The following is a 23,228-nucleotide window of genomic DNA, read 5'->3' on the forward strand; positions in this document are numbered from 1 at the left end:
GAATTTTCTGGACCCTGAGGCGCGCCCGGCCACAGAACGCCGGGCGCGCGCTGCATCACGACAGGTGATGCACGTCCTGAAGGCCGTAGACGGCGGTATCGAGCCCCTCCATCCGGGCCTTCAGCTGCAAGGCCAGATACAGTGAATAATGCCGCGACTGGTGCAGGTTGCCGCCGTGGAACCACAGGTTGTCCTGCTGGGTCGGTTTCCACATGTTGCGCTGTTCCCCTTCCCAGGGGCCGGGGTCCTTGGTGGTGTCCGAGCCAAGGCCCCAGACCTTGCCCACCTTGTCGGCGACCTCCTGGCTGATCAGATCTGCAGCCCAGCCGTTCATCGACCCATATCCGGTGGCCATGACAACCAGATCAGCCTCAAGCCGCGTGCCGTCCTTCAGGACAACCGCATTTTCGTCAAAGTGATCGACCTGACCTTTGACCAGCTTCACCTCACCGTCGATGATCAGCTGGCTCGCGCCCACGTCGATGTAATAGCCCGACCCGCGCCGCAGGTATTTCAAGAACAGGCCCGATCCGTCGTCACCCCAGTCGAGATCAAACCCCGCCTTTTCCAGCCCGGCGTAGAACGCAGCGTCGCGTTCGCGCATCTGATCATAGAGCGGAATCTGGAATTCATGCATGATCCGGTAGGGCAGGGAGGCAAAGACCATGTCGGCCTTTTCCGTGGTCATGCCACTGGCCACCGCCTCTTCGGAATAAAGCGCGCCCAGACCGATCTCCATCAGGCTCTCAGATCGCACGATGTGGGTCGAGGACCGCTGAACCATGGTGACATCGGCATCGGCCTCCCAGAGGGCGGCACAGATGTCATGGGCCGAATTGTTCGATCCCACCACGACGACCTTCTTGCCGGTCCAGTCATCCGGACCCTTGTGCTGCGAGGAATGCTGGATCTCGCCCTTGAAGCTGTCCATGCCCGGAAAGTCCGGCAGGTTCGGCTTGCCCGACATGCCGGTGGCCAGCACCAGTTGCGTCGGGTGCAGCACCACGCGTTCGCCGTCGCGCATCACCTCAACTGTCCAGCGGCCCTCGGAATCGTCAAACTGCGCACTCTCAACGGTCGAGCGGGTCCAGTAGTTGATCTCCATGACCTTGGTGTACATTTCCAGCCAGTCACCAACCTTGTCCTTGGGTGTGAAGACCGGCCAGGTGTCGGGAAATTTGATATAGGGCAGGTGGTCGTACCAGATCGGATCGTGCAGGCAGAGCGACTTGTACCGGCTGCGCCACTGATCCCCCGGGCGGTCGTGCTTGTCCAGAACGATGGTCGGCACACCCAGCTGCCGCATCCGCGCCCCCAGCGCAATGCCCCCCTGACCACCACCGATGATCACCGTATAGGGCTGTGTGTCATAGCCAAGCTTGGCCTCTTCGGCCTCGCGGCGGTCTTTCCAGCTGTCGCGGTTCTTCTTTGCACCATGTTCGGCGCCCATCGGGCGGCGCGTGCCACGGTTCTCCTCAAAGCCTTTCAGTTCTTGCAGCGCGGTCAGCAGGGTCCAGATCCGGTCATCCTTCAGCCGCATCAGGCCCCAGCCGCGCCCCGCCTTCGTCTCGAAGGTGATCCATGCCGTGGTCACGCCGCCCTCCTCGGCGGGGACCTCACCGGCCTGTAGCTCAAATTGGCGCGGCTGCGTGTGGGTCAACTGCTGCGTCAGCATGTCCGCGACGCCATCCGGGCCTTCTACCGTTTTCAGGTTCCACGTCACGGCAACAAGGTCGCGCCAATAGCTGTCGGTTGCGAACAGCGCCTTGGCGCCCTCCACGTCGCCCGCCTCCAGCGCGCCGTTAAGCGAGTCCAGCACCTCCTGCGTGCGGGTTGTCACGGTTGAATCAAGCATCATCTCTCCTCCTCTGAGCGTGTTGCTGTCGCAGAGTATCGTGGGGGATCCGCGTTGCGATCCACCGCCACGTGCGCCCAGATGCATAAATAATGGGCGCTGCGATGCGGCATGTTGCGGGCGCAACGCCGTGCAACGGATCAGGCGGGCGGTTGCACCCCGGCCCGGCGCATCCGGCGCAGAATGGTAGAGCGGTTGACCCCAAGACGGCGCGCGGCGCGGGACATGTTCCACCCGCAGGCCTCCATCACCAGTTCCAGCGGTTCTTCGGTGTCGGGGCTGTGCGATGCCGTGTCGATCGGCTTCGGCAGATCCGGCTGATCAAGCACCCGGCCTTCGCAAAGGGCAACGGCCACATCGAGCACCTGTTCAAGTTCGCGCAGGTTGCCCGGCCAGTGACGGCCCAGCAGCTCGGCGCGGGCAGAGGGCGACAGGCGCATATCATCGGGCGCGCGCCGCCGCAGCAACCGGTCCAGCAGCCAGCCCAGATCCTGCCGCTGGCGCAGCGGCGGCAGGGTCAGCGTTGCCCCGGCAAGGCGGTGGAACAGCGCGCGCGGCAGATCAAGCGCACCGGGGTCCAGACAGGTGGTTGAAACCGGTCTCAACCCGCTGTTGCTGTCCAGAAGGGCGATCAGCGCAGCGCCTGTGCCCTCCGTCAGCTCTTCGATCCGGCGCAGCAAAAGCGTGGTGGGGCCAGTGATCTCCCGACAGGCATCTGCCAGTGCGTTTTGCGACAGCCCTGCGCATTCAAGGGTGACAAAGCCGCTCGCCGTCCCCACCATATGGACGGCGCGGGCCAGTTTCGTCTTGCCCGTCCCGGTTTCCCCCGTGATCAGAAGCGGCACGGTGGTCCCGGCCAGCTTGGCCGCCCGCGCCAAAAGCTGCGCCATCGTCGGATCATTGCCAGAAAGCTCGGTCAGCGGGCCGCCCTGCCGACTGCTGCGCAACGCCGTACGGGGGGCCTGAGGCGCAATCGCATGTCCGAAAAGCGCGCCACCGTCGCGCATTCTGATCACACGGTCTTCGGTTCGCCGGTCCCGCATCAGATCAGGCAGATCGTCCACCGTCAGCCCCAGCACCTCGTCGACGCGGCGCCCAAGGATCACGCCCCCCTCGGGGAACAGCCGACGGGCCCCGCGCGTGTAACCCAATATCCGGCCCGATCCGTCCAGCCGGATGGCGGCTTCGGGATCCACATCCAGAAACTCGGGACTGTCTGACAACCGCAGCACCCAGTCGCGGCGGCTTTCGGCCATGAGGTTGGCGAGCTCCACCCGCCGCGCGGCATTGGTGACAAGGCTCATGGCAAGGTTCTGACTGCGTTTCGGGGATGGCGAGCGCAAAAGCGAGATGTCGAGAACCGCCGCCAGCCCGCCCAGACTGTCAAAGATCGGCGCGGCCGTGCAACTCAGCGGTGTATGTGCATTGCCGAAATGATCGTCCTGATGCACCGTCACCGGCTCCTGCGTGACGATACAGGCCCCGACCCCGCAGGTCCCGGCAAGGTTTTCGGACCAGTTGGACCCAAGATACAGCCCGGCTCCGCGCAGATTATCGACAAAAAGATCATCCCCGAAGAAATCGACACAGACCCCTTTGGCATCGGTCAGAAGCAGGACGTAGCTTTGTCCTGTGACCTGCCGGAACAGGCTCTGCAGGCTGCAGCGGGCCGCACTGATCAACCATTCGGCCTGCTTGCGATGGTCACGAAGTTCCGTCTCGGTCACGATATAGGCCGGATCACTGCGCGTGGGATCCATACCGTAAAGTTCGACACAGCGCCTCCAAGACTCGGATACGAATGTATCACGTCCTGTGGCTGTGCCGCCCAGCACCCGTTCGATTTCTTCGACGTGCTGACGTTCTGCCATGCCGCTTGTCCTCCCTGCGGACAAGGTTAACACAGGCACGCAGGCTGACAGAGACGACTTTCGTCGGCCACACATGATGCGCGTATTTTGGCCACCTGGTTGGAAAAATCCTGCCGTCTTGGCGCCAATGCCGATCCGCCTCAGTCGGACTGAGGCGACAGTGACGCCGTGTCCAAAGAAGAAACGACTGTCCAAAACGGGCCGTCACTCAGGCATCAATCAACCGCAGGGGGGCGGTAGACCTCTGATAATGCAACCAAGGACGACGTGGCCGTTCGCGTCAAAGGCGCGCCAAAGCCAGTGGTTGTTACCGGGATCGAAATCACGCTCAGCACACACGACATCGCGCAGGCTCAGGGCAAAACGATGATGCGCCCAGACAGCCTGAGAGATGATGGAACGGGTAAACGGCTGGTCCTTCAGGCGTCGTAGTGAAACTTGGCGGACCCTCAGCGATCGCTATGCTCGCAGCGGGATCACGTCGCTAACATGACAAAGGCGTTCTGGCACCTGACGCATCCAGACCTTCGTCGCTCTGCGCGCGTGTCGGCGTGTCTGGATCATTTCGGGACACTTGGCGGAGTTTTATGGGCGGATACAGGCTGCCCGTCGCTGCGGCGCAATGAACTGGCTGTAAAGGAGAGGTCTTCTGATGCGGGTTCGCGGCGGAACGTTGCGGCGATCCGTTCGAGAGAAATCGGTGACCGCGCCTCAAACCAGCGTGTCTCTGGCTCCTGCTTCAGCTGATAGGCGCCATGCCAGAGGGCGGGTCTTATGTTCATCGTCATTCTCCCTTGAAATTGCGCCGCACGGCAGCTGCCGTGCGGCGCAGAGACGTCAGGTAGATTTGGGCTGCACGTTCAAAGTCGTCATCATCCCGCTTGCCAGATGCGGCATGTGGTGGCAGTGCAGCATCCACTGTGCCGCCTCGCCGGCATCAAGTGCAACTGTAACCTGGGCCATCGGCGGGACGTAGACCGTGTCGCGCCGTGCGCCGGAAAAGCGCTGACCATTGATCGCGACGACCTGAAACACATGGCCATGCAGGTGCATAGGGTGGCCCATCATCGACATGTTGTGAAAGGTCAGCTCGACCCTGTCGCCGCTTCGGACGGAAATTGGGACGTGGTTGTCCCAAGTCTGGCCGTTTATGGTCCAGACGTAGGGCGACATCGCCCCGCCCAGCATGACCATCTCGGCGCTGACCACCGGACGATCTTCCAGAGGCTGCATGGCCCTCAACCCGCGTTCCTGCATCAGGTCGAGGTCGAAGGCCGGGCTTTGCGTGTCGCCCAGCTCGTCGATGCGGGATACGTTGGCACCCTTGGTCGCAAGGATCAGGCCGGACTGGTCTCGGGTCCCCTCTCGCCGGGCGAGGACTGGAAAGGCGCCCTGACCAGCGGGCAGATCAAGAAGGATATCGAGCCGCTGCGCCATCGCGATGCCAAAGCGCCGCCCCGTCACGGGGTGCACGTCGTGCCCGTCAACGGCCCTTAGGGTGCCCTTGACAGCCCCAGTGTCGATCCAGAAGCTGGTTGCAGCCGCGGCATTGATGATCCGCAGACGAACGCGACCGCCGACCTCGACCGGGACCACCTGCGGATCAGTCAGCGTGCGGTCGTTCACAAGGTAGGCGTCGAAGTCGAAGTCGTTGAGGTCCATCGCCATGCCACCCATGGCGTTGTGGTCCATGTTGCCCATGGTCATGCCACCCATGCTGCCGTGATCCATCCCGCCCATATCCATGGCCCCATGGTTAGACCCATCCATGGTCATACCCGGCAGGACGTCGGCTCCCGGCATCGCTCCTGCAATCCGGGCGAGCACCTCCTCGGGGGCTTGGAAGGAGAAATCATGCAGGAACATGACGACCTCTTGCCGATCTTCGGCCACGTCCTCCGCTGTGCGGACGATCAGTGGGGCGGCGAGCAATTGCATTTCCTGTGTGGGGATGTGGCTGTGCATCCAATGGGTGCCGGGCTGCGGCGCAAAATCGTAGCTGCGCATCTCGCCGCGCGCCAGTTTGGGCATCGGCATGTCCGGCACGCCGTCCTGCATGTTGGGCGGGATCTGACCATGCCAGTGGATCAGGGTTTCGACGTCCAGTGTGTTGCTGAGATCAACTCGGAACCGCTGAGACGGGTCAAGGATCAGGCCAGCGCCGCCGCTGGCGTTCGTCAGGCCATATACGGTGGCTGCTCGACCGCCGATGTCGAGCGTCCGGCTACCTGCTGTCAGCGACAGGATGGAGGTCTGCGCCTTGGCGGTGTTAGCGAAAAAGGGCGCGGCGCTCAGCGCAGCACCGCCGGCCAGAAAGCCGCGGCGGGTGAAATGATGTGTCATGGTTGCTCCGTTGGTCCTTCGAGGACCTGGCGTGGGAAGATGTGCGCCGAGGCGCGACGATTCTCAGGCGATCGGAGCAGTTTGTGGGGGGCGAAGAGAGGGGTCGGGGCTGCGGCCATCGTGAAGCGGCGTCATGCTGGACGCGTAGTCGCCAGCGATCAGACGAAAAGCGGTGACCGGCATCGCTGCCGACACAGCGGGTGTCATGCCGACGCAGATGATCTGACAGGCGGCATGGGCCAAACCGGTGGACATGTCATGATCAGAATGGGACTGTTCCATGGCCGTCATCATGTCATGCGGACCAGCGGCCATAGACATGTCCATCTGGTCGAGTGTGAAAGTCCCGACAAACGTCACCACAAGCATAAGAAGCACAGCGATGCTGCTTGCAAACCAATGCCGACATGTGACGCTACGCTTCATGCCCAAGTCGTAATCCAGCTTTGCAGCGCTTGCAATCGCCCTGCCGCAAACGTGACCCTGCACCGGTGTTGTCACGTTGACTGGCATCGTCAACTTGCCGGGCCTGCTCTGAAATCGTAGCGACCGATAGGACAAAAGCCAACATTCCGGCGCGGTCAAAGGCCACCGTTTCGCGCCTGAGATCAGTGCCCACGCGGTCTGTTCTTATTTTCGGTTTCCCTTGAGCCTGCGCGATGTTGCGGATCTGCTTGCGGCGCGCCGCATCATCGTGAACTACGAGACGATCCGGAAGTGGGTTACCAAATTTGGCAAAAACTATGCCGCCTTAAAAGTGAATCGATTGTTTGCCACCTGTGGGCCGCGCTTCCAACGCGAAAAGCGATGACTGTGTTTCAGCTGAAAGGCGGGACGCTCTAAACAACAGATCAAAAGGCTCACATCGACGGACGCGGCGCCGAGAAAAGATCCCTCTCATGGATTGCAGGCAAAGCACTGGCGGGCAATGCATGGCCCGCTTCAAATCGCCCGGCCAGACACAGCTCTTTTTGTCTGGCCACGATCACGTCCAAACCGTATTTCGCCCTCGCCGCCACAAACTATCCGCCCCAGCCTGTCGACAATCTCGCTCAGATGCTCACAGCATCTGGGGCGCCATCACCTGTGAGGTGCAGGCCGATTGAGCGGGGTGTGGACCTCTTTTTCAGCAAGATCCGATAAGTTGACGATGCGGGTCGCGGGGACGGGCATGGGCGTGACCATCTTGCTCAATCACGGAACAGCACGGTGGCACGCTGCTGGCGTCGCAGAATGCAAACGGCGGCGTGACGATGCGCCTGCGGGTCAGCGACACGCGAGAAAGGGCGATGGCATGATCGACGGTCACGCAACCGGATGTATGCGCCGTGTCGAACTGGCCCAGATCGCCGACCTTCAGGCGCATTACAACGGCCTTACCCCGCGAGAGAAAGTGGTCATGGCCCTTGTCGTGACCAGCCTGATGAACAAGCAGGTTGCCGCACCGCTCGACCTTAGCGAGATCACGGTCAAGATCCACCGCGGCAACGTCATGCGAAAGATGGTGGCGCAGTCCCCGGCCGATCTGGTCCGCATGGCCGAACATCTGGGTGTGCGCGACGACAGCATCAGCCGGTATAGCATCTAGGTATGATGGCACCGCCACGGCTCAGGCACTACATCCCTTCTATCGGGCACACAGACTTCCTCTGAGTTTGATCTTCCTGATGTCCCAGCCCCTTCTGATAGCCATCCTCGATGACAATCCGGCGTGCGTGGCAGCGTCCATTCGCTGCTGTGCTCGGCGGGGATGGACGGCGTTAGTTTTGTCGCCGCCTAAGAGCTGCTGGACTAGGACCGCCTCGGCGACTTTGACTGCGTGGTGACGGACCTGCACATGGCGGGCATGTCCGGTATCGAGTTGCAGGCAGAGATGCTGCGCCGCCACTGTGCCAAGCCGGTGATCATGATGACGGCCTATCCGACCTCCGCCGCGCGCCAGCAGACCATGACCTGCGGTGCCTGCGCCTTCCTGACCAAACCGCACGACCCCGACGCCCTGCTTGACGCGATTAAGGCGTTCACCGCCTGACCTCGGCCTGTCTGCCTTGTTCAGCTCGCCAGACTGCCCCGCGCGCAGCAGCGAGCCGCTTCAATCTCTAGCCATACGAAAACCATATGCTTTCCATACGTATTCCACACGTCCGCCTGCTAATCATTTTGGACACTGGCGCTGGCCGCCTCACCTCCGGATCCTAGGGCAAAACAAAGGGGAGGACAGGCTTTGTCGACCCTGCCCAGATCGTTGCAAAAATTGCCCTGGCTTACTTCCGGATAAAGGCCAGCAGGTATGGATTGATGATATGTGCGTGGGTCGCGAGCATCCCATTTGGAAAACCTTCATGGATCATAATTTCACCATTCTGCAGCAATTCCATCTGCTTGACTGCTGCGGTCTTGTAGGGGACCACCTGATCATCATCTCGCTGGATGACCAGAACAGGCACGCTGATCGCCTTCAGATCCTCGGTCTGGTCGGTCTCGGAAAAGGCCTTGATCCCCTCATAATGGGCCAGCGCGCTGCCCGTCATGCCCTGCCTGCACCAGTTGTGAACCACCGCCTTGGACACCTCCGCGCCCTCACGATTAAAGCCATAGAAAGGTCCTGCGGCTACATCTTAAAAGAACTGCGCCCGGTTTACCGTCAGCGCTTCGCGAAATCCGTCGAAAACCTCCATCGGCGTGCCTTCGGGGTTTGCGTCGGTCTTCAGCATCATCGGGGGAACGGCGCTCATTAGAACCGCCTTGGCCGCACGGCCGCGCGGCTGGCCAAACTGCGCGACATAGCGCGCGACCTCTCCACCTCCGGTGGCGTGGCCGATATGCACAGCATTGCTGAGGTTCAGGAACTCGGCCACGGCCGAGGCGTCCGCAGAATAGGGGTCCATGTCGTGGCCACCTTCAACCTATGACGACCGCCCATGCCCGCGCCGGTCATGGGCGACGACGCGGTAGCCTTTGGCGACGAAATACAGCATCTGCGCATCCCAGTCGCCTGAAGACAGGTCCCAGCCGTGGTGGAAGACGATCGGCTGGCATTGTTCTCTCCTTTTGTGTGTGGACACCGCTTTGGATGAAGGGAATCTGCAAGCGGAGCAGTGCCTACGGAATCATACGAAGGTGCGCCGTTTCGCGGAGCAGATATGGATTGGGATAATGTCGTAAGTTTTTGCAATTTATGAGGAAAACCCTTTCACTATTAACATTTATGCTGGGAGATGCGCGAACTTTTGGAACGTGGATTGTTCAGTCTTGGCGAACGGTCTCTTGTGGATGATGCCAACCAGTGCGGGCATGTAAAGCGCATCGCGCAATGGCTTGCCCCCCGCGCCCGATCAACGCGCGGCCCTGCCCTTTACCAGACTGGCGGATGATGCGCGGCAGGCTGCGCACAAGCGTGCCGGTCTCCTGCGGCAGGATTGACAAGACGGCGGGTGCGACAGCCCCAATCCCGGGTGTGGAGCACAGAATGTCGCGGTTGCGTACAGTGATCTTGGCGTTCAGCTCGGCAATTGACGATCCATCCGGTCGAGCCCCGCCCTCGTCTGACGTTTCAGAACCGCGATATCCTGAAGTGGGAGGTGGCTTCGCAGTCTCGTACAATACTTGATCAATCAAGTGTGCGCGGCCTGCAAGTCACTGAAAACGCGCATTTCACTGGAAAATCCACTTGGGGGCGCAAGGTCAAAAGTCGCTCACCAAAGCGCCACCAAATCTTTGCCGTGCCATTTGCACTGGGCGCAAAATCCCGCAGCCGCGCCATCGGTCTCCCCGCGGGCTGCAGCGCTTTGAAACCTGGAAGGAGGTCGCCGGGATCGTTTGGGGTGGCCGACATTTACGGCAACCCCGGTTTTGAAGAGTTAACATGATAACTCTGGCGGTCTGCCTATTTCTTATGCAAGGCCCACGGGCCGTAAAGAGCATCATCCGGCTGACAGCAGTCGAGAAAATGAATATTTCAAAGATGCTACAATCACCATTTGTCTAAAAATGTGAATATTAGTCAGTATCTTACGGAATAGTTGTCAGGTCCTGCAGTCTCCAAAGCTGCTCCTATGTATAATCCTAGATTATATTATAAGTCGATTATAAATCTATATTTATACTGGAAGTTCATCCCGCTGGCGGCCCAATTGCGATCGAGGACGCGATCCGGAACGTGTCCCGCTTCTCGCAACCGACAGGAACCTGCCATGCTGAAACATCTTCTCTCTGCCTCGACGGCTACTCTATACCTTGTCGGCGCTGCCTCTGCCGAGGTCGCACAGATTAAGGCAGACGGTTACGCCGTCGCTGTTGACGGGACATTTGCGCCCCATGCCATGCCGACGATGTCCGGCGGTGTCGAAGGCTTCAACATCGATCTCGCCGCCGCCATTGCAGAAAAGCTGGGCGTGCCCGTCACGGTCACTGCCGCGCAGTTTTCGGGTTTGATTCCGGCGTTGCAGGCGGGCACCTATGACTTTCTGGTCGCCCCCACCACGGTTACCGAAGAACGCGCCGAAAATCTTCTTTTCACCGAAGGTTTCATGGACACCAACTTCCGCTTTGTCGTGCCCAAGGGGTCTGAAGCCGCCGGTTTCGACAGCCTTGAAGATTTCAAAGGCATGACCATCGCCGTCAACAAGGGTTCGGTCTACGAACGCTTTCTGGAGGAGAAAGCGGACGAGATGGGATGGACCATCGTGAGCTATGGCACCAACACGGATGCGATTCAGGCCGTCCTGTCGGGCCGCGCCGAAGCAAACATGGCCGGAGCGACAGCTTCAGCCTGGGCGGCCAAGAAGAACCCGCAGGTTGAACTGTCTTTTGAATACGCTACAGGTTTGGTCTGGAGCTTGCCTTTCCGCAAAGACGACGTGGCCACGCGCAACCTGATCGACAGTGTGCTCGAATGCCTCAAGTCCGATGGCACCATGGCCACCCTGTCGGAAAAGTGGTTCGACGTCACTCCGACCGAGGGTACGACCATCGTGACCCCGACCCCTGGCTATGGCACACCGGGTTTTGACGGATACGAAGACACCGAACATTCGGTCAGCTGCGAGTTCTGATCCGCACGGGCAACATCAGTCTCATCCAAGTGATCCGGCAGGACCTGTGGGCCCTGCCGGACACAATTTGCGCTAACCCCAAGGCGACCCACATGAACGCAGACCGCACCATGCTAGAAATCACGGCTTTGGAAAAACGATTTGATCAGACCGAAGTCCTGAAGAACATTGATCTCAGGGTTCGTGAGGGCGAGATGGTCTTTGTGATCGGCCCGTCTGGTTCGGGTAAATCTACCATGCTGCGCTGCTGCAACCGGCTGGAGGAGCCGACCTCTGGCGCGATCATGATCGACGGACAGCGCATCACCGACATTCCCCGGCGGGATCTGGACCGGATGCGTCTCAAGGTCGGCATGGTGTTTCAGGGCTTTCATCTTTACCCTCACATGTCGGTTGTGAAAAATGTCATGCTGGCCCAGACCAAGGCGCTGAAACGTCCCGCGGCCGAGGCCGAAGCACGCGCGCTTGAGATGCTGGATCAGGTTGGTCTGCGACACAAGGCCGATGCCATGCCAAACGAGTTGTCGGGCGGTCAGCAGCAACGTGTCGCCATCGCTCGCGCGCTGGCGCTTGATCCCAAGGTGATGTTGTTTGATGAGCCGACATCAGCGCTTGATCCCGAGCTTGTGGGCTCTGTCCTGAAGGTGATGAAGGATTTGCGCGCGAAAGGCATGACCATGCTGGTCGTGAGCCACGAGATGGCCTTTGCCCGCGAGGCTGCAGACCGCGTGATCTTTATGGATGGTGGATATGTCGTGGAGCAGGGCACCCCTGACGAGGTATTCGGCAATCCAAAATCTGACCGGCTCAAGAGCTTTCTGGCGCGCGTGTTGAACACAGATGAGGATGCCGCCTGATGCGCTTCCTTGAGACATTTTTCAACACGCAGGTCATTGCAAACTACCTGCCCGACCTGATCGACGCGATGGGGGTGACGCTGGGCCTTGCCGTGACGACGATCATCGCCGGCGTCCTGGGTGGCGCGCTGCTTGCCTGCTTGCGTGTGGCAGGGATCCGTTGGGTGAATTTCTTCATCATCGTCTTTGCCAACATGATGCGGGCCTTGCCGCCGCTGGTCCTGATCCTGATCCTGTACTTCGGAATGCCCTCTCTCGGGATCAACCTGTCGGGGTGGATGGTCATTTATCTTGTCCTGTCAGCGGTCCTGATTGCGTTTGCCGAGGAGATCTTCTGGGGTGGGCTGACTGCGGTGCCTGCGGGCCAGTGGGAAGCAGGCCGGGCCACGGGCCTGTCCCGGGCGCAGACCCTGTTCTACATCGCCTTTCCGCAGGCGGCCCGCATGGGAATTCCACCGCTTGTCAACCGCACTCTGGCCACGACAAAGCTGACGGCCCTTGGATCTGTCATAGGCGTGAAAGAGATCCTGTCGGTTTCGTCCTCCGCGCAAAGCTTTTCGGGTTCCGCGACTCCGCTGACAATGGCCGCCATTGCCTATCTCGTCATCTTTGTCCCCGCCGTGATCGCGTCGCACCGGATCGAACGGCACTACCAATATGCGACATAGGGGGCGGACATGGACGCATTTCTGAACACATTCTTCAACTTCGAGATCATGGCCCAGGCCCTGCCGCTGCTGCTCAAGGGCGCGTTCATGACGCTGAAGCTTTGCTCAGTCGTCATCCTGTGTGGTCTGATTGGGGGCCTGGGGCTGGCGCTGGCCGCTCTCTCGCCCAATAAGCTGCTGAAATGGGTGTCGGTTGTCTGGATTGATTTCTTCCGGGCCTTCCCACCGCTGGTTCTGCTGGTCTTTGTCTACTCGGGCCTTCCGTTTGCGGGCATCAAGATGAGCCCCTTCATGGCCGTTGTGGTCGCATTCTTCCTGAACAACTCGGCCTATTTCGCCGAGGTGTTTAGGGCCGGCATCAAGTCAATCCCGCGGGGCCAGTCCGAGGCCGCCCGTGCAACGGGCCTGTCAACTGCACAAGCGATGTTCCATGTGATCCTGCCGCAGGCCGTGCGCAACGTTCTGCCGGACCTGCTGTCAAATACGGTGGAGGTGGTGAAGCTCACTTCGCTCGCTTCTGTCGTGTCGCTGTCCGAACTGCTCTACTCGGCCAACATGGCCCGTTCCGTCACCTATAACGCCTCGCCGCTTGTGCTTGCAGCGGGCCTCTACCTCCTTGTGCTCTGGCCGCTGGTTCGGGTGACGTCCCGCTACCAGCGCGGCCTGGCCGTAAACTGACCTGAAAGGACCCCCAAATGACCAAGATGACGATCGCCGGTGCCCAGATCGGTGGCATCCAGAAGGACGAGACCCGCGAAGAGGTTGTCGCCAGAATGATCGCGCTGATGGACGACGCCCACGAAAAGGGTGTGGCATTCATCGCTTATCCCGAGATGACGCTGACAACTTTTTTCCCGCGGTTCTATGTTGAAGACCGCGCCGACTTCGACCACTGGTTCGAAACCGAAATGCCCAATGCCTCCGTGCAGCCGCTGTTCGAGCGCGCCCGGGAGTATGGCATGGGCTTTACCTTTGGCTATTGCGAACTGACGCCGGAGGGCGAGCATTTCAACACCTCGATCATCGTCTCACCTAAGGGCGAGATCCTGCTGAGCTATCGCAAGACCCATCTGCCGGGCCATGCCGAGTTCGAACCGGAGCGCACGCATCAGCACCTTGAGAAACGCTATTTCCTGCCCGGCGACACTGGATTCAACGTGGTCCGTAGCCAGGGGATCATCATGGGAATGTCCATCTGCAACGACCGCCGCTGGCCCGAAAGCTGGCGCGTGCTGGGCCTGCAGGGCGTGCAGCTGGTGTCCATCGGCTACAACACCCCGTCCCAGAACAACCTGTCGAAGGACGAGGGTATCGAACGGCGGATGTATCATCACGAGCTGTCGGTCTGTGCAGGCGCCTACCAGAATTCCACCTATGCCATCGCGGTTGCCAAATGTGGCATGGAGGACGGAAATCACATGTTTGCAGGCTCCATCATTGTGGATCCGGACGGATTTGTGATTGCCAAGGCGCAGGGCGAAGGAGACGAGCTGATTGTCGCTGAAGCGGACTTTGACAAATGCACCTTTGGCAAGTCTACAGTGTTCAACTTTGACGCGCACCGCCGGATCGAACATTACGGCCTCATCGCGTCTCAGACCGGTGTGAAGGAGCCTTCGGAGTGAGTTTTGATACAGTCATCCACGGCGGCACGATCGTCACCGCCGACGGGCAGTTCAGGGGTGACATCGGTATAACCGATGGACGTATCTCCGCTGTCGCAGAGGTCCTTGACGGAGGGGTCGAACGCGTGGACGCCGGCGGCCGCCTTGTCATGCCGGGCGGTATCGAGGCGCATGCTCATATCGCGCAAGAAAGCTCATCCGGCGTGATGACGGCGGATGACTACCTGTCCGGTTCTGTCTCTGCGGCCTTCGGCGGCAACTCCTCGTTCATACCTTTTGCCGCCCAACAGCGCGGCCAGAGTGTCGATGATGTGCTGGCCACGTACGACGCCCGTGGCGCCCGCTCAGTCATCGACTACAGCTATCACCTGATCATCTCGGACCCGACTGAGGCAGTGCTGCACGACCAGCTACCCCGCGCCTTTGCCCGTGGCATCACGTCCTTCAAGGTCTTCATGACCTACGATCTGATGAATCTGGGTGATGGGGGGATGCTGGATATTCTGGAAGTTGCCCGTCACCACGGTGCGATCACCATGGTTCATGCCGAAAACAACGACATGGTCAAATGGATGAACCGCCGTCTGGCCGACAAGGGCTTGACTGCGCCGAAATATCACGCGATTTCCCGCCCACAGCTGGCCGAGGAAGAGGCGATCAATCGGGCCATTCAACTGGCCAAGCTCGTCGATGCACCGCTGTTCATCGTACATGTCTCGACCGCAGGCGGGGCTGAGATCGTGCGACGCGAAAAGTTCAACGGTGCCAAATTGTTTGCCGAAACCTGCCCGCAATACCTTGCCCTGACGCGCGACGACCTCGACCGGCCCGGCATGGAGGGGGCAAAATACATCTGCTCGCCGCCTCTGCGCGGGCACGACACACAGGAGGCGCTGTGGCACCATATCGCGATGGGAACCTTTGAAAGCGTCAGTTCGGATCACGCGCCCTACCGTGCCGATGCAACAGGCAAGTTCCTGAACGGGCCCGATGTTGCATATCCCAAGATTGCCAACGGAATGCCGGGCATCGCCACCCGCCTGCCCTACCTGTTTTCCGAAGGCGTAGTAAAGGGCCGGATCACGCCGGAACAGTTCGTCGCACTGTCCTCGACCAATGCGGCAAAGACATTTGGCTGCACCACCAAGGGCCGCATTGCGCCGGGTATGGACGCGGATATCGCGATCTGGAACCCGGACGTCGCCCGCACCGTCACCCATGCGGATCAGCATGACAACATGGACTACACACCGTTCGATGGGATGGAAATCACTGGTGTGCCCGAAGTGGTGATGAACCGCGGTCGCACCATCGTCGCCCACGGAGTTCTGAAAGCCAGCGAAGGGCAGGGCCGGTTCTTTGGCCGCGCCCCGGTGGACCTGCGTGGCAAACCGGGCTTCACAGCGCCTGAATTCGACACCGCACAGAACTTTGGAAGCGTACTTAGATGAAGATCCTGGTCATCAATCCCAACAGCGCCGTGACCGTCACGCAGGGCATTGCCACGGCCCTTGCCCCCTTGGGCGATCACTTCCGGGTCATGGATCTGCCAGAGGCTCCCTTGACAATCGCCAGCGATGAAGATGTCGCGCGCGCCGGAATTGGTGTCGGCGCATTGGTGCAACGGATAGAGGCTGATGCCTACATCACCGCTTGTTTCTCGGACCCCGGGCTGGATCTGGCCCGCAGTCTGACAGCCAAGCCTGTCATCGGGATACAAGAGGCCGGTATCCTGACCGCCATGGCCCGGGCCGATCTGTTTGGGATCATTGCCCTTGGGCCAAAGTCCGTCCCGCGCCATCGTCGCAAGATCAGAATGATGGGCGTCGAGGCACGCTTGGCTGGAGAACTGGCCCTGTCAGGTGTCTCGGCAGAGGCGTCGGGCCGGGACGAAAGTGTCTACGCCGAAGTCCGCGCTGCCGCGGAACGCCTGGGTGAAATGGGTGCGGGCGCGATTGTTCTGGGTTGTGCTGGCATGGCCCCGATCCGCGCAAGACTGGCGGCTGACACAGGCCTTGCTATCATAGACCCGGTGATGGCTGGTGGTGCCATGGCGCTTGGCGCGGTTCTGGGATGATGCGCCAAGGGGATCTCCCGGACGTCTCTCTACGCCTCCTGGAGATCTTTGCCGGAATGATGAGGTGCGCCACTACAGTAGAAACGGCAGAGTTCCTCGGCATATCGCAGCCCGCCGTCTCTGCCGGATTGCGGCAGCTTGAGCTTCAGCTTGGGCTTTCGCTGTTCGAACGGACAGGGCGGCGCCTTTCCCCTACCATGGAAGCACGTGATCTTTTTGAAGAGATACGCCCGCTGTTTGGTATACTTCGCTCGTTTTCCACGCGCGCACAGAACATGCGTTTGGGGCAGATCGGACGCTTGCGGGTGATTTCCACCCCCCCGCTTGGGTATTCTCTGGGCGTCAGGGCCCTGCGCAGTTTCCATGCAGCCCGTCCGGACGTCTCTGTCAGCTATGACGTGCGGCGGCTGGAAAACGTGGTAGATACGGTGCAAACCGGGCTGGCGGACATCGGACTGGTGCTCAACGAAGAAAAGCTGGAAACGGTGAACTCCGAACTGCTGACACGCAGCCAGATGGTCGTTCTGATGCCGACAAATGATCCACTGGCTGCAGAGACCTCTATCACTCCGAAGATGCTTGCTGGCCGATCCGTGATTGGCATTGATCAGGCCTCGCAGCTTGGTCGGCTGGTTTCGCGGGGCTTTGTTCAGGGTGGCGGCAGTTACCGGCCCAGCATCGAAGTCCGCTACTGCCAGACTGCCGCCGCGCTGGTGGCTGAAGGGATGGGAGTGACCGTTGTCGACCCCTATTCAGCCGAGCCCTATCTCTGCCGCGGCCTTGTTACCCGCCCTTTCAGCCCGGCTTGCGAGGTTCGCGCGCTGATACTCACGCGCAAGGGGGTGCCGCATTCGGGGCTGTTGCTGAATTTTGTGGAAGAACTGCGCCGCCAACTTCCCATAGGCACTCCCAAACCGCATCATCCGCCAGGGTATTGAACTGAGACGATTCCGCAAAGGTCATGCCCCGTTTTTTTCAGCTCTATTTCGAGCAAAATATCCTATGAAGGAGACGGAGAATGGTATCGAGAGGTGTTGTCATATTAACCTGCTGAAGCTGGCGGCTGGAGCACGATTTGGGTAGTCGATATGGATGCAGGCTGACAACTTCAGTTGCGAGCGCCACCGCTTTGTGCCCAAAAGGATCATACTCCCTCTCGTGACATTTCTTTGGAATGCACTGCCGGGCGGCGTACAAACTGCGCTCGTATGGGCCGAAAGGCGCGAGGTCGCGTCCGGCCTCAAACACTGGTCCAAAAGTTGCTCAATAACCGCGGCAACCGCGGCGAAAACAGCCCTCTGCCGTTTTGCGAACGGGAGTGGGCGATGCAGGGCTTCCGATCATCCTGTATTCTAAAGCGCTTCGTTTCACGGCACTCCGCAAACCGCAATTCTTTCTCCCTACCAGCGCGTCGTTTGTTTGAAATCGCCATCCGGTACCACTGACTGAAAGCACTTGAGGCATGGCAAGCTGCTGCCAACCGTGATTGATGCAGCACCTGCACGCCAATTTGCGGACGCGGCGCGTTAAAGCGAAAACACCCCCCGAGGCATTGTCAGAACGTCAAAGCCCGGCAACCTGATGGGATCCGGCTCGAGGACTTCATCAGGACCAGCGGCGTTGGCACCGCGCAAACCGACCGGACGAATGACCGCTAAGCAATGAGATTAAAATCATAAAGAAAACTATTGCAAAACAGGGCGTGCCCACAAACGACAATTCCCGCTGGATTCACGAGATGGGTCCCTCATGGATTTTGCGCAGCAAGGGCCACTGCATCCAAAACGTTCAGTCCCCGGAAACCGCTACTGCACACTTTTTAGTTGCAAGAAAGCGTTTCGCTCCGCATCCTGATCCTAGTGTATCTAGTGTTAGGGTTTGAGATGCCGCGTTTCATGACTTGTATCTGTTTTTTTTTAGGCGCTTCTCAGGGTGCTTTCGCTCAGGGCCAGCCCCCTGCCTTGCCGCTGCCGTCTGAAATGCCACTCCTTGATTATGAAAACGCGCTCTATCCCTTTATAGCAGCACGGGATTATGTCGGCCTGGGCTGGACCCCTGACAAGAGCTGGCGCGACACTGGCCCATTCGTGCTCGAGAGCTCTTATGGTGTTCACCCAGCTGTACGGATTTACTATTCGCCCCAAGTGATCGACTGGCTTGAAGGCGGGCGGCTGGGCGCGGTGCCGGATGGTGCGATGGTGGTAAAGGAAATGGTCAGCCCTCCGGCTGCCCGCTATAATGAATACCGGCAAATGTTGGACTACATTCACCCGGATGACCCTGCGCTGGTCGAAGCGGAGATGATTGAATACCTCAGGAAAGACAACAACCTGAACTGGACCGTCATGGTCAAGGATAGCGCGGTCAGCCACGGTGGCTGGTTTTTTGCCTCGGTCGCGCAGGATGCAAAGGTTGACAGTTTTGACGCACCTTTCAATCCGCCCTCGGGGCAGGCGGGGGCGGGCACCTGCATGCGCTGCCACGCCTCTGCGGCAAACGAGCTGATCTTTTCCGCCCTATCGAATGTCGAAGGATATCCGGGCGAGCCCCTGATTTTCAGCGTCGATGAGAGCTGGCGCAATCTGGAAGATTTTCCGGCGGGGCCGTTCAACCTGCCGAAATGGCAGCGGCCGGCGATGGGTGTTTCCCAATCGCAGCTGATCGGCGATCAGTTCCATAATCGCAGCCTGCTGGCCAAGATGAACGCCGCTGCACCCGACTCGCCAGAGGACGTTAACCCGGTCTTTGCCAAAATGTTCCCGCCCGTCGGTGGCATCAACCTGCCCCCGGATCAGGTGCTGAAAATGCCCAGTGAATGGCTGGATCACGTGCCGTCACGTCCCGAAGATCCGCAACATTTCCTGACCTCGGACAATTGCGTTGGCTGTCATGGTGGCCTTGGCGGCCCGCCTTCGGGCACGACGATGTTCCTGCAGGACGGACCAAGCTATGGCGACGGCTACAACATTTCGGAATATGGCGAATGGCGCTGGTCGCCGATGGGTCTGGCAGGGCGCGATCCGATCTTCTTCGCCCAGTTGGAAAGCGAATTTGCCCTGCTTGAGGCCTCCGGCAATGGGGATTTGGTGGCGAATGTCGGTACGACCTGTCTGTCCTGCCACGGCGCAATGGGCCAGCGGCAGTTGCAGATTGACGCCCATGCCAACCCCGATGCGGGACTGGATCCGAACAATTTCAAGGTCGCCTACACCTTGCTGCACGACCCGCTGACCCAGGCCGAAAAGGAGGCACAGCTGGCCGACGGCACCTATGCCTATCACCAATACGGCAACCTCGCACGGGAAGGGATTTCCTGCGCCGTTTGCCACCACATCGCCCCGCCACAGCGCGCCGAGGGCCAGCCAGAGTATAACACGCTCGACACATACCTCATGAATGGCACCACGGGTGTGTTTCGTCTGAACAACTCGGACCAGCTGATCGGTCCGTTCAAGGATGTGCGCCAGAAGCCGATGCAGAATGCCATGGGCATCACACCGATGCACGACGCATACATCAAGGACAGCGAACTCTGTGGCGCGTGCCACACGATCAACCTGCCCAATGTGGATGCCAACCAGAATACCCCTCTGCCCGGATATACCGGTGCTGATCAGGCGGTGTTCAATCAGGCCTCGGTCAACGGATCAAACCTTCTGAAGGACCTTTACGGCGTGACTTTCCCCGAACCCCTGACCCGGTTCCAGCATTCTGTCGAACAGGCCACCTATATCGAATGGGTCAACAGTTCCTACGCCGATCCGGACACAGCGCAGAGCTGTCAGGATTGTCATATGAAGGGGAATTTCGAAAGCGTCGACGGCACGATCAAGGTTGATCCGATCACCACCCAGATCGCAACGATTCAAGACAGCATGATGCCCGAGGTCGAAAACCGTCTGCCCACCGAAGACATCGCCGTCCCCTTCCGCGAGGGGTACAAGCGGCACAATTTTGTGGGCCTCAACGCCTATATGGTCGAGATGGTGAGACAGTTCAGCGACGAGACGGGAATGAGCCTGACCGACCCGATGACCTACGCCGACAACGGAGCGCAGCTTTCCATCGACACGATGGAGCTACAGGCGAGGAGCGAGACGGCCGCCATTTCGGTCGATGTGACAGCTGGCGATGATGGGCTGGTCGCTGCTGTAACGGTCGAGAACCTAACCGGGCACCGCCTGCCCTCGGGCGTCGGGTTCCGCCGCGCGTTTCTTGAGGTTAAGGCCATTGGTCCGGATCAGCGGGTGCTCTGGTGTTCGGGGTGTTCCAACGACGCCGGCGTGATTGTCGGCGCTGACGGCAATCCGCTGAAGACCGAGTTTCTGGATGTTGTGCCGGAAGGCGCGACCGAAGCGCTGTATCAACCGCATCACCGAATGATCGACAGCCCCGATCAGGTACAGATATACGAAGAGCTGACCCAAAACGCCGATCGCGCATTCACCACTAGTTTCATTCATCGCATTTACCACCCCAAGGACAACCGCCTGACACCGCATGGCGCGCTGACACCGGGCACCGACGCTTTCAAAGCCAAATTTGGGGAAAGTGAAGTGACAGCGGCCTTTATGAAAGCGACCATGCCGGAAGGGGAGGCTGCACATGATCCAGATTTTTCCCCCGGAGAGGACCGGCTCGACTACCGGATCACCCTGCCCGAGGGGACCGATCCGGCAGCAGTCACCGTGACGGCGACGCTCTATTCCCAGGCCATTCCGCCCTACTATCTCAAGCAGCGGTTCGAGACAGCGCCGAAGGGTCCCGCGACGCAGCGGCTCTATTACTTTGCCAGCAGACTAAAGACCGAGGGCACCCCGATCGAGGGTTGGAAACTGCCGACAGCGTCAGCTTCTGCGCGAATGCGGTAGCGCAGCACGCTGAGTTAGAATGTCGCAATTAGAAGAAGAATTCGCGGTAATCCTCCGCAAAATGGTTCTGTCGCAAATTTCTGAAGTTTACGAGGAAAACCCCTTACCCGGACACGCTTGTTCTGCGAAATGCGCGAAGTTGTTTGCGTCAGATTGTGAAGGATTTCAGTGGACGATCACGACGGATACAATCCGCGAAATGTCGCCCGATGCGATCTATCTAATGCCTTTGGTTGCCATGTTCATCTATTTTTCCTAACTTTATCAAAGCCAGTCAATAACTTGGCAATACCCATCTGAGGATGTTCGGCGAAACAGGGGGGCAGGTGAGGGAACGTAACCGCGAACTCTCCATGAACGGTTTGTCATCCCGAAAATGTGACGGTTTTACCGCTGTGATCGCCTTCTTCCAATGTTTCCAAGATGAACTGTGAGAGGTCGTCGCGGGGCACTTCCGTCTTTCCATAGATGCCATCGTGGGACACATTCCAGGTTCCGGTGCCAGGTTTGTCAGTCAAGGCAAGAGGTTGAACTAGGGTATAAGATGCGGTCGAGCCTTTCAGTATCTGATCTTGCTTTTCCTTGTCAGCCATCTGTTCGCGCAGGATCAGCCGGTAGAACAGCTTGAACATGAACGGCAGGTTTGGGGCCGTGTCCCCGGTTCCGAAGGCTCCGACGACAACGATGGGGATGTTCCGGCCCTTCGGCAGGCCTTCAAGAATATTGCGGGTTCCGATTTCGCATATGTCCTTGGGTGTCGTGCGACCTGCGCCGAACATCAGCGCAAAGGCATTCTGGGAATTGCCTAGGCTGATCACAACTGCGTCTTGCCCGTTCAGTGTCCTCACCACGTCGGATTTGTCCATCGCGTCACCCTCTACGACATTCAGCCCGTCGGCCGGAGCAATGCGATCTGCCCGTCGCGCAAAGGCCGTGACGTTGTGTCCTGCCGCCAAGGCCATTTTTATCACTGCCCGCCCGGTCCCCCCTGTCGCGCCGAACACCACCACCTTCATGCTGTCAGCACCGCAAAAAGAAGGGCGATCAGGACAGAGTTCACGATATGCAGCACCTGTTCGATGTTCTGGGTCTGCCTATACTGCCTGTGTGCAAGCATCGTGTCCGGATTATCTGACCGCGCAACAGCGGCCATGTCCAGCGCGTCCTGCTTTCGCTTTCCCCTGAATTCGATGATATTAAGTGTAATAAGTGCCGCAAGGGCTCCCAGAATAAGCACAGGCCTGATCCAGGTTCTCTCCATATCTTGATCTCCAGTTGTGTGCGACTGTCCAGTTTGATTTACACTTAATTGAAAAGCTCCAACAGTCGAGACCCGCAAACAAATGAGTCTGCAAAACAATCCACTCTGCTTCGTGACAGGGGCATCTTCCGGGGTTGGTCTGCACGCCACCCACGCACTGATCAAACACGGCTGGCAGGTCGTCATGGCCTGTTGCGACGTTAAAAAAGCCGCGGCAGCCGCAAAGTCCCTGAATTTTCCGGCGCAGAGCTTCGAAATCATGCCTCTTGATCTAGGATCGCTGCAGAGCGTGCGCGCCTGTCATACAGCGTTCCGGGCACAGCGCAGGCCATTAGACGCGCTGGTCTGCAACGCAGCGACTTATCTGCCGCAGTTCAAGGCACCAATGCGTTCCCCCGAAGGGTATGAGATCAGCGTGGCCACCAACTACCGCGGGCATTTTCTTCTCGCCAATCTGATGTGTGAGGATCTGCAGAAATCCTCGGCACCCCGTCTGGTAACACTTGGCACAGTCACCGCAAATTCAGAGGAATTCGGCGGCAAGATCCCGATCCACGCGCCCGCCGATTTGAGGGATTTTCAGGGGTTTAAGGACGGGTTCAAAGATGCCGTCCCCATGATCGACGGCAAGCCTTTCAAACCGGGCAAGGCCTACAAGGACAGCAGGCTGTGCTGCATGATGATGAGTGACGTTGCCCCCTGCAGCTAATCCAGTTTGAGATAGACTCTGGCCCAACCGAAAGGAC

22 protein-coding genes and 2 pseudogenes are annotated in these 23,228 nt (G+C 59.4%); 13 read left to right on the top strand and 11 right to left on the bottom strand.

What is annotated here, in order from left to right; genetic code table 11:
• Positions 1-55: 55 nt before the first annotated feature.
• The 6 genes and pseudogenes from P775_RS10835 to P775_RS10850 form a co-directional block, all read right to left on the bottom strand.
• Positions 56-1,855, bottom strand: a complete 1,800-nt coding sequence (locus P775_RS10835) for an NAD(P)/FAD-dependent oxidoreductase (protein WP_099911049.1) — start codon at positions 1,853-1,855, stop codon at positions 56-58.
• 140 nt (positions 1,856-1,995) lie between these two features.
• A complete protein-coding gene (locus tag P775_RS10840) occupies positions 1,996-3,726 on the bottom strand; it encodes a sigma-54-dependent Fis family transcriptional regulator (protein WP_099911029.1) in 1,731 nt (576 codons plus the stop codon).
• Between the two features lie 261 nt (positions 3,727-3,987).
• A pseudogene (locus tag P775_RS29815) lies at positions 3,988-4,179 on the bottom strand (hypothetical protein); the annotation flags it as partial.
• Between the two features lie 107 nt (positions 4,180-4,286).
• On the bottom strand, positions 4,287-4,508 hold the full coding sequence (locus P775_RS27555; protein WP_143520873.1) for a hypothetical protein: 222 nt from the start codon (positions 4,506-4,508) through the stop codon (positions 4,287-4,289).
• A 55-nt stretch (positions 4,509-4,563) separates the two neighbouring features.
• Positions 4,564-6,069 carry a multicopper oxidase family protein gene (locus P775_RS10845; RefSeq protein ID WP_099911030.1) on the bottom strand — a complete coding sequence of 502 codons (1,506 nt, stop codon included), beginning with the start codon at positions 6,067-6,069 and terminating at the stop codon, positions 4,564-4,566.
• A 63-nt stretch (positions 6,070-6,132) separates the two neighbouring features.
• Positions 6,133-6,447, bottom strand: a complete 315-nt coding sequence (locus P775_RS10850; protein WP_143520874.1) for a hypothetical protein — start codon at positions 6,445-6,447, stop codon at positions 6,133-6,135.
• Positions 6,448-6,676: 229 nt separating this feature from the next.
• Here P775_RS10850 and P775_RS10855 point away from each other — a divergent pair.
• The 3 genes and pseudogenes from P775_RS10855 to P775_RS10870 all read left to right on the top strand — a co-directional run bounded on the left by P775_RS10855 (position 6,677) and on the right by P775_RS10870 (position 8,101).
• Positions 6,677-7,175 (top strand): annotated as a pseudogene (locus P775_RS10855) (hypothetical protein).
• A 188-nt stretch (positions 7,176-7,363) separates the two neighbouring features.
• Entirely contained in the window at positions 7,364-7,657 is a 294-nt protein-coding gene (locus P775_RS28480) for a response regulator transcription factor (protein WP_245875634.1), read from the top strand.
• Positions 7,658-7,888: 231 nt separating this feature from the next.
• A complete protein-coding gene (locus P775_RS10870; RefSeq protein WP_281256074.1) occupies positions 7,889-8,101 on the top strand; it encodes a response regulator in 213 nt (70 codons plus the stop codon).
• 232 nt (positions 8,102-8,333) lie between these two features.
• Here the strand turns inward: P775_RS10870 and P775_RS28880 are convergent, their stop codons facing one another.
• From P775_RS28880 to P775_RS29410, 3 genes are read right to left on the bottom strand one after another with little or no spacing between them, the layout of a single operon-like run.
• The gene (locus P775_RS28880; protein WP_245875635.1) at positions 8,334-8,639 is read right to left on the bottom strand and encodes an alpha/beta fold hydrolase; all 306 of its coding nucleotides are present in this window, start codon (positions 8,637-8,639) and stop codon (positions 8,334-8,336) included.
• A 48-nt stretch (positions 8,640-8,687) separates the two neighbouring features.
• Positions 8,688-8,957 (bottom strand): hypothetical protein, encoded by a 270-nt coding sequence (locus P775_RS28885; RefSeq protein WP_245875636.1) that lies wholly within the window; start codon positions 8,955-8,957, stop codon positions 8,688-8,690.
• Between the two features lie 18 nt (positions 8,958-8,975).
• Entirely contained in the window at positions 8,976-9,134 is a 159-nt protein-coding gene (locus tag P775_RS29410; protein WP_281256075.1) for an alpha/beta fold hydrolase, read from the bottom strand.
• Between the two features lie 1,128 nt (positions 9,135-10,262).
• Here P775_RS29410 and P775_RS10880 point away from each other — a divergent pair.
• The 9 genes from P775_RS10880 to P775_RS10920 all read left to right on the top strand — a co-directional run bounded on the left by P775_RS10880 (position 10,263) and on the right by P775_RS10920 (position 21,221).
• A complete protein-coding gene (locus P775_RS10880; protein ID WP_099911034.1) occupies positions 10,263-11,123 on the top strand; it encodes a transporter substrate-binding domain-containing protein in 861 nt (286 codons plus the stop codon).
• 110 nt (positions 11,124-11,233) lie between these two features.
• Positions 11,234-11,980 carry an amino acid ABC transporter ATP-binding protein gene (locus P775_RS10885; RefSeq protein ID WP_099911050.1) on the top strand — a complete coding sequence of 249 codons (747 nt, stop codon included), beginning with the start codon at positions 11,234-11,236 and terminating at the stop codon, positions 11,978-11,980.
• Positions 11,980-12,648: an amino acid ABC transporter permease gene (locus P775_RS10890; RefSeq protein WP_099911035.1), complete on the top strand. Its 669-nt coding sequence runs from the start codon at positions 11,980-11,982 to the stop codon at positions 12,646-12,648. Before P775_RS10885 ends, P775_RS10890 begins: the two co-directional genes overlap by 1 nt.
• 9 nt (positions 12,649-12,657) lie before the next feature.
• Positions 12,658-13,326 (top strand): amino acid ABC transporter permease, encoded by a 669-nt coding sequence (locus P775_RS10895; RefSeq protein ID WP_099911036.1) that lies wholly within the window; start codon positions 12,658-12,660, stop codon positions 13,324-13,326.
• Between the two features lie 17 nt (positions 13,327-13,343).
• A complete protein-coding gene (locus P775_RS10900) occupies positions 13,344-14,273 on the top strand; it encodes an N-carbamoyl-D-amino-acid hydrolase (protein WP_099911037.1) in 930 nt (309 codons plus the stop codon).
• Positions 14,270-15,724 (top strand): dihydropyrimidinase, encoded by a 1,455-nt coding sequence (hydA, locus tag P775_RS10905; RefSeq protein ID WP_099911038.1) that lies wholly within the window; start codon positions 14,270-14,272, stop codon positions 15,722-15,724. Before P775_RS10900 ends, hydA begins: the two co-directional genes overlap by 4 nt.
• On the top strand, positions 15,721-16,350 hold the full coding sequence (locus P775_RS10910; protein WP_099911039.1) for an aspartate/glutamate racemase family protein: 630 nt from the start codon (positions 15,721-15,723) through the stop codon (positions 16,348-16,350). The genes hydA and P775_RS10910 overlap by 4 nt, the downstream gene beginning before the upstream one ends.
• Positions 16,350-17,288 (top strand): LysR family transcriptional regulator, encoded by a 939-nt coding sequence (locus tag P775_RS10915; RefSeq protein WP_425439899.1) that lies wholly within the window; start codon positions 16,350-16,352, stop codon positions 17,286-17,288. The genes P775_RS10910 and P775_RS10915 overlap by 1 nt, the downstream gene beginning before the upstream one ends.
• A 1,041-nt stretch (positions 17,289-18,329) precedes the next feature.
• Positions 18,330-21,221: a cytochrome P460 family protein gene (locus P775_RS10920; RefSeq protein WP_180287411.1), complete on the top strand. Its 2,892-nt coding sequence runs from the start codon at positions 18,330-18,332 to the stop codon at positions 21,219-21,221.
• Between the two features lie 365 nt (positions 21,222-21,586).
• On the opposite strand, the gene P775_RS10930 is transcribed toward P775_RS10920, so the two are convergent.
• Positions 21,587-22,237, bottom strand: coding sequence for an NAD(P)-dependent oxidoreductase (locus P775_RS10930; protein ID WP_099911043.1), 651 nt, complete (start codon positions 22,235-22,237; stop codon positions 21,587-21,589).
• Entirely contained in the window at positions 22,234-22,743 is a 510-nt protein-coding gene (locus P775_RS28895) for a hypothetical protein (RefSeq protein ID WP_245875640.1), read from the bottom strand. The genes P775_RS10930 and P775_RS28895 overlap by 4 nt, the downstream gene beginning before the upstream one ends.
• On the opposite strand from P775_RS28895, the gene P775_RS10940 reads away from it, so the two are divergent.
• Entirely contained in the window at positions 22,643-23,191 is a 549-nt protein-coding gene (locus P775_RS10940; RefSeq protein ID WP_245875639.1) for an SDR family NAD(P)-dependent oxidoreductase, read from the top strand. The genes P775_RS28895 and P775_RS10940 overlap by 101 nt on opposite strands.
• Positions 23,192-23,228 lie beyond the last annotated feature (37 nt).

The organism is Puniceibacterium antarcticum (assembly GCF_002760615.1).
GTDB classification, from domain to species: Bacteria; Pseudomonadota; Alphaproteobacteria; order Rhodobacterales; family Rhodobacteraceae; genus Puniceibacterium; species Puniceibacterium antarcticum.

Bases quoted from the DNA above. Each gene is read 5' to 3' on its own strand.
- P775_RS10910 (WP_099911039.1), top strand. From the start codon at position 15,721: ATGAAGATCCTGGTCATCAATCCCAACAGCGCCGTGACCGTCACGCAG.
- P775_RS28885 (WP_245875636.1), bottom strand. From the start codon at position 8,957: ATGGACCCCTATTCTGCGGACGCCTCGGCCGTGGCCGAGTTCCTGAAC.
- P775_RS10840 (WP_099911029.1), bottom strand. From the start codon at position 3,726: ATGGCAGAACGTCAGCACGTCGAAGAAATCGAACGGGTGCTGGGCGGC.
- P775_RS28895 (WP_245875640.1), bottom strand. From the start codon at position 22,743: ATGATTTCGAAGCTCTGCGCCGGAAAATTCAGGGACTTTGCGGCTGCC.
- P775_RS27555 (WP_143520873.1), bottom strand. From the start codon at position 4,508: ATGAACATAAGACCCGCCCTCTGGCATGGCGCCTATCAGCTGAAGCAG.
- P775_RS10930 (WP_099911043.1), bottom strand. From the start codon at position 22,237: ATGAAGGTGGTGGTGTTCGGCGCGACAGGGGGGACCGGGCGGGCAGTG.
- P775_RS10900 (WP_099911037.1), top strand. From the start codon at position 13,344: ATGACCAAGATGACGATCGCCGGTGCCCAGATCGGTGGCATCCAGAAG.
- P775_RS10885 (WP_099911050.1), top strand. From the start codon at position 11,234: ATGCTAGAAATCACGGCTTTGGAAAAACGATTTGATCAGACCGAAGTC.
- P775_RS10835 (WP_099911049.1), bottom strand. From the start codon at position 1,855: ATGCTTGATTCAACCGTGACAACCCGCACGCAGGAGGTGCTGGACTCG.
- P775_RS10880 (WP_099911034.1), top strand. From the start codon at position 10,263: ATGCTGAAACATCTTCTCTCTGCCTCGACGGCTACTCTATACCTTGTC.
- P775_RS10895 (WP_099911036.1), top strand. From the start codon at position 12,658: ATGGACGCATTTCTGAACACATTCTTCAACTTCGAGATCATGGCCCAG.
- P775_RS10845 (WP_099911030.1), bottom strand. From the start codon at position 6,069: ATGACACATCATTTCACCCGCCGCGGCTTTCTGGCCGGCGGTGCTGCG.
- P775_RS28480 (WP_245875634.1), top strand. From the start codon at position 7,364: ATGATCGACGGTCACGCAACCGGATGTATGCGCCGTGTCGAACTGGCC.
- P775_RS10920 (WP_180287411.1), top strand. From the start codon at position 18,330: ATGCCACTCCTTGATTATGAAAACGCGCTCTATCCCTTTATAGCAGCA.
- P775_RS10915 (WP_425439899.1), top strand. From the start codon at position 16,350: ATGCGCCAAGGGGATCTCCCGGACGTCTCTCTACGCCTCCTGGAGATC.
- P775_RS10890 (WP_099911035.1), top strand. From the start codon at position 11,980: ATGCGCTTCCTTGAGACATTTTTCAACACGCAGGTCATTGCAAACTAC.